We start from the raw sequence: 5589 nt of genomic DNA on the forward strand, positions 1-5589 counted from the left end.
ACATTGCGATGTTCCTTAAGTCATTCGATTATTTTATCTTTAGGCGATTTTAAGAAGATCGGTTTACAAACCTAAAAACCGGTTGAATAATTAACCTTAAATAAGCAAAATCAATATAAACATGTCAAATACATCAAAAATTATCTACACCAAAACCGATGAGGCGCCAATGTTGGCAACCTACTCACTTTTACCTATCGTACAAGCTTTTACCGCGTCAGCAGGTATTGATGTAGAAACCAGAGATATTTCTTTAGCAGGAAGAATTTTGGCAAACTTCCCTGAGTATTTAAAAGACGATCAAAAAATTGGTGATGCTTTAGCAGAGCTTGGTGCCTTGGCTACCACTCCTGAAGCTAACATTATCAAATTACCAAATATTTCTGCTTCTATCCCCCAATTGGTAGGTGCAATTACCGAGCTACAGGCGCAGGGTTTTGCCATTCCAAATTATCCTGATAATGCACAAAGCGACGAAGAAAAAGCAATTAAAGCTAAATATGCAAAAGTTTTAGGCTCGGCTGTAAATCCGGTTTTACGTGAAGGTAACTCTGATCGTAGAGCACCTAAAGCGGTTAAAAACTACGCCAAACAAAACCCGCACTCGATGGGTAAATGGTCGGCAGATTCGAAAACCAAGGTGGCCAGCATGACTGAAGGCGATTTTTACGGTTCGGAAAAATCTACAACCGTTGCTGAAGCAAGCCAATTTAAAATAGAATTTGTTGCTGCAGATGAGGCAATAACCGAATTAAAAGGTTTGTCGCCATTAAAAGCAGGAGAGGTGATTGATAGTTCTGTATTGAGCCTATCGGCATTGAAAACTTTTGTGGCTAAAGAAATTGCTGAAGCTAAGGCAGCTGGCGTATTGTTATCTGCGCACTTAAAAGCAACGATGATGAAGGTTTCTGATCCGATTATTTTCGGTGCCATTGTTGAAGTTTACTTTGCAGATGTGTTTACTAAATATGCCGATCTTTTCAAAGAACTGAACATTGATACCAGAAATGGTTTAGGCGATGTTTACGCTAAAATTGCAGGCAACGCAAAACAAGCTGAAGTTGAAGCTGCTTTAGCTCAGGCCATAGAAAACGGTCCGGCCCTGGCCATGGTAAATTCTGATAAAGGAATTACCAACCTACATGTGCCATCTGATGTGATTGTTGATGCTTCGATGCCAGCCATGATCCGTACGTCAGGCCAGATGTGGAACAAAGAAGGTAAAGCACAAGATACCATCGCTTTAATTCCAGACCGTTGTTATGCCGGTGTTTACACCGCAACCATTGATGACTGTAAAGCAAATGGTGCTTTTGATGTGACTACTATTGGTTCGGTACCAAATGTAGGTTTAATGGCTCAAAAAGCTGAAGAATATGGTTCGCATGATAAAACTTTCCAGGCTACTGCTGCCGGAACAATCCGTGTAACTGATGCTGATGGTAAAGTATTTTTCGATCAGAAAGTAGAAAAAGGCGATATCTTCCGCATGTGCCAAGCCAAAGATGCCCCGATTCAGGATTGGGTAAAATTAGCGGTTAACAGAGCGCGTTTATCAGAAACTCCTGCCGTTTTCTGGTTAGACGAAAATAGAGCACACGATAGAGAAATCATTGCTAAGGTGAACAAATATTTAAAAGATCACGACACTACTGGTTTAGATATCCGCATTTTGGCTCCAATTGAAGCTACTAAATTTACCTTGGAGCGTATCCGCAAAGGTTTAGATACCATTTCGGTTACCGGTAACGTATTACGTGATTATTTGACAGATTTATTCCCTATTTTAGAATTAGGAACCTCTGCTAAAATGTTGTCGATCGTGCCTTTAATGAACGGTGGTGGTTTGTTCGAAACTGGTGCTGGTGGTTCTGCCCCAAAACATATTGAGCAATTTATCGAAGAAGGTTATTTACGTTGGGATTCATTAGGTGAGTTTTTAGCACTTCAGGCCTCTTTAGAGCATTTATCTCAAACGCAAAATAACGCAAAAGCGCAGGTGCTGGCCGATGCTTTGGATGAGGCTAATGCGAAATTTTTGGCAACGGATAAATCTCCGGGCAGAAAATTGGGTACTATCGATAACCGTGGTTCTCATTTCTATTTGGCTTTATATTGGGCTGAAGCTTTAGCGGCTCAAACTAAGGATGCTGATTTGCAGGCCAGATTTGCACCGTTGGCTAAAACCTTGTTAGCAAACGAAGCGAAAATTAACGAAGAGTTGATCGGTTCGCAAGGTAAACCTCAAAACATTGGCGGTTACTATAACCCTAATGATGAACTGGCAAGCAAAGCCATGCGTCCGAGTGAAACATTAAATACTTCTTTGGCTAGTTTGTAAGCTAAATTTGAGTTGTCAACTTTAATATGCTTCTAGAGTGGAAGTTGACAACTCTTAAAATATTTTGGCGTCCCGATATAAAAATCAGGGCGCTTTTTTATGGTTTAATGTTGTCAGATTTATAGTCATTTTGCCAGGAGGTTGATGAGTCTTTTATTTGGAAAGCAGATGCAGAAGCTTTTAGGTTGTAGCAGTCCCGCTCCCGCTTCTGCTCCCGATTAAGGATCGGTAGCATCCCGCTTTGATCGGGTTTAGCTGGCCAAAATAGTATTGCTATTCTGAGTAAAATAAACCCGACCGGCAGCGTTATACCGATTTAAGCACTACACTTTTGTTTTTTATTGCGTGCTTGCTTGTTTCACAGGTTTCATCGGATTAAGCAAAGGGCGGGACTATCGGAACCGAAGCAGCAGAGTCATTGCCTTTCAAAAATGAAAAATACGCTAATTTTTATCAAAACTTTTTTCTCCAACCAAGTGAATTAATTCGTTTCGGTATCAACAGTTACAGTACCGCCTAAACCTGCCTGGGTATTGTTTGCGGCCTCTATAACGATAACCAGTTTGTTTTTAGCCATCTTTGCATCAAATTTGATATTTATGTTTTMTTGTTTTGGATCGGCTTTAGTGTAAACCAATTGGTCGTTTATCCATACCTCGGCTTTGCCTACCAATTTATTTAATTTGAGTACAGCCTTAGCATTGGCTTTCTCCATCATAAAATTAGTGTTAAACAGCACAAAAGTGCCATTTGCAAATTTAACCAGCTCGCCTGCTTTAACAGGTTGCCAGGAGTTCATATCGTTATCTGATAAGGTTTGTTTGGCATTTGGTTTTTTAGAAACGAAAGGCGACATGGTAAAATCATTAACCATTAACGGACCTTTTACGGCATCTATTTGTGGTAATACGGCCACTCGGTTTAAAGGCAAAATAATTTTTGCAGGCTTAAGTCCATCGGCAGTAGCCGTTAATTCGATAACGCCTTCTTCACCTTCAACAGCTTGTAAAATAACTTGTGCCAAACCATTGAATAAACTGCGTTTATTCCCTTTTTCAGGTTCGTGACTGTTTGGATTTCCATTACCCAAGCCGATAATTTTGCCTTTATTGCTGATGCTAAAAGTAACCATAACGTTAGCTGTTGGTACTGCCCGGCCTTTGCTGTCAACAGCTTGTACGGTAACAGGTGTGGCATCAAGACCATCATTTGCCAATGTTTTTAAATAAGGTTCTAATTTTAGCGCTACGGCCTTACCAGTTGTTTCTGTTTTGAATTTCGAAACCAGTTTGCCTTTTTTATAACCAAATGCTTCTAAGGTGCCCGGCTTATAGGCAATATTAAAAGTATTCATTTCGTACTGATCTACCTTTTGGCCACCAATTGTTTTGCCGTTTAATTTAATACTTACACTATCTGCATTGCTCATGGCCATTACTTTTATCGGTTTACCTATACTATCTGCCGGCCAATTCCAGTGCGGCGCCAGTTGAAGTACATCAATATCTTTACGCCATTGTGCTTGCTTTAAATAGAAAGCCATTTTCGGAAAACCACATAAATCCATAATACCAAAGAATGAGCTTGCCGATGGCCAGGCAAAAGGGGTAGGTTCACCACGGTAATCGAAGCCTGTCCAAATAAACTGACCAGCTAACCAGGGCCGTTCTGCTATAGGTTTCCAGCCATTGCGTTGCGTCTCACCCCAGGGTGCGGCTTCGCTATCGTATTCATCTATAATATGATTTGCTTTGTCGGTTTTATACTCGCCCCTGATCTGGAAAGATGAAATATCTTCCGAACTGGTTAGTTTCTTTTCAGGATTTTCTTTTCTAAACCGATCGTATAAACCCGTTTGATAGTTAAAGCCTACCACATCAACAGCATGCGATACATTTAATTTACTAAATAGGCCTCCATTCATGGCTGCGGTGATCACTCTGGTGGTGTCTAACGATTTTACCAGGGCGCGCATGCGGCGTACCATTTCATAACCCTGCTCGGTGCCCTGCATGGGTTCTTCGTTAAACACCGACCACATAATGATGCTTGGGTGGTTGCGGTCTCTTCGTACCAGCCATTCCATTTGGCGCATATATTCGGGCGAAACATTAAAGTTTCTGTTTTCGTCCATGACCATTATGCCCAGGCTGTCGCATAGYTCGAGCATTTTTATCGGTGGCGGGTTATGAGAACAGCGGTAAGCATTTACGCCCATTTCTTTTAATTTTTTGAGCCTGAATTCCCAAATGGCATCTGGTAAGGCAACGCCCACACCTGCATGATCCTGATGGTTGCATACGCCATGCAGCTTTATATTTTTTCCGTTCAGGTAAAAACCGGTGTTCACATCAAAATGTGCGGTGCGGAAGCCACATTTGGTAACCAGTTTATCAACTGTTTTTCCATCCTGTTCTACCACAGTTTCTATTTTGTATAGTTCTGGATTTTCTATACTCCATAATTTAGGGTTAGCTACCTGAAGATCAAATTTTGTAATTCCTGTTTGTAGTTCTGCCAGGGAAAGGTTGTTGGTTCCACTCACTATTTTATTACCTGCTTTATCAAACAATGTTGATTTTACCACTACTTTCTGCGTGTTTTTATCAATATTATTCAGATTAACCTCCACAGGGATGGTCCAGTTATTTCCTTCTTTTTTAACCGGATTGGCAAATACCCCATCGGTAACAATGTGTACAGGGCTTCGTTTTACCAACCAGGTATGGCGGTAAATGCCAGCACCTTCGTACCACCAGCCTTCCATGGCATTGGCATCAACACGTATGGCAACGTTGTTTACCTGATCGCCATATTTGGCCATTGAGGTAATATCTACATAAAAGGAAGTATAGCCGCACCAGTTGCGATGTACGAGGTTTCCGTTAAACCAGATGGTGGCGTAGGTAGCAATTCCTTCAAATTGCAGCTCTAAATGTTTGCCTCTGTCTGCATCATTTAGTTTAAAGCTTTTACGGTACCATCCAATGCCGCGCTGGCGGTATCCCTGCGAAACATTTGCACTAGAATCGAATGGGTTTTCTACCGCCCAATCGTGTGGTAAATTGAGTATTGTCCATTTACTGTCGTTATATTCTGGTGCTGCCGCTCCCCAGGCTTTTCCTGCTTTTGCATTGGCATAACTTGCTCCATGGCCTTTTATTACTGGGAAGGTTACGTCTGCCTGGTAAAACTTCCAGTTCTTGTCGAAAGAGAATACCTCTCTTTTTTGTGCCATACTGTTGAAC

At 41.3% G+C, this 5589-nt stretch carries 2 protein-coding genes; one reads left to right on the forward strand and one right to left on the reverse strand.

From position 1 onward, the window contains the following. Positions 1-121: 121 nt before the first annotated feature. Positions 122-2341, forward strand: coding sequence for an NADP-dependent isocitrate dehydrogenase (locus tag AC1DPQ_RS16050; RefSeq protein ID WP_477610219.1), 2220 nt, complete (start codon positions 122-124; stop codon positions 2339-2341). A gap of 481 nt (positions 2342-2822) precedes the next feature. Here the strand turns inward: AC1DPQ_RS16050 and galA are convergent. After that, a partial coding sequence (galA, locus tag AC1DPQ_RS16055) for a beta-galactosidase GalA (RefSeq protein WP_477610221.1) occupies positions 2823-5589 on the reverse strand: 2767 nt, incomplete at its 5' end.

The organism is Pedobacter sp. 01T416_2 (assembly GCF_056398925.1).

Coding starts and splice junctions, on each gene's coding strand:
- AC1DPQ_RS16050 (WP_477610219.1), top strand. CDS start 122: ATGTCAAATACATCAAAAATTATCTACACCAAAACCGATGAGGCGCCA.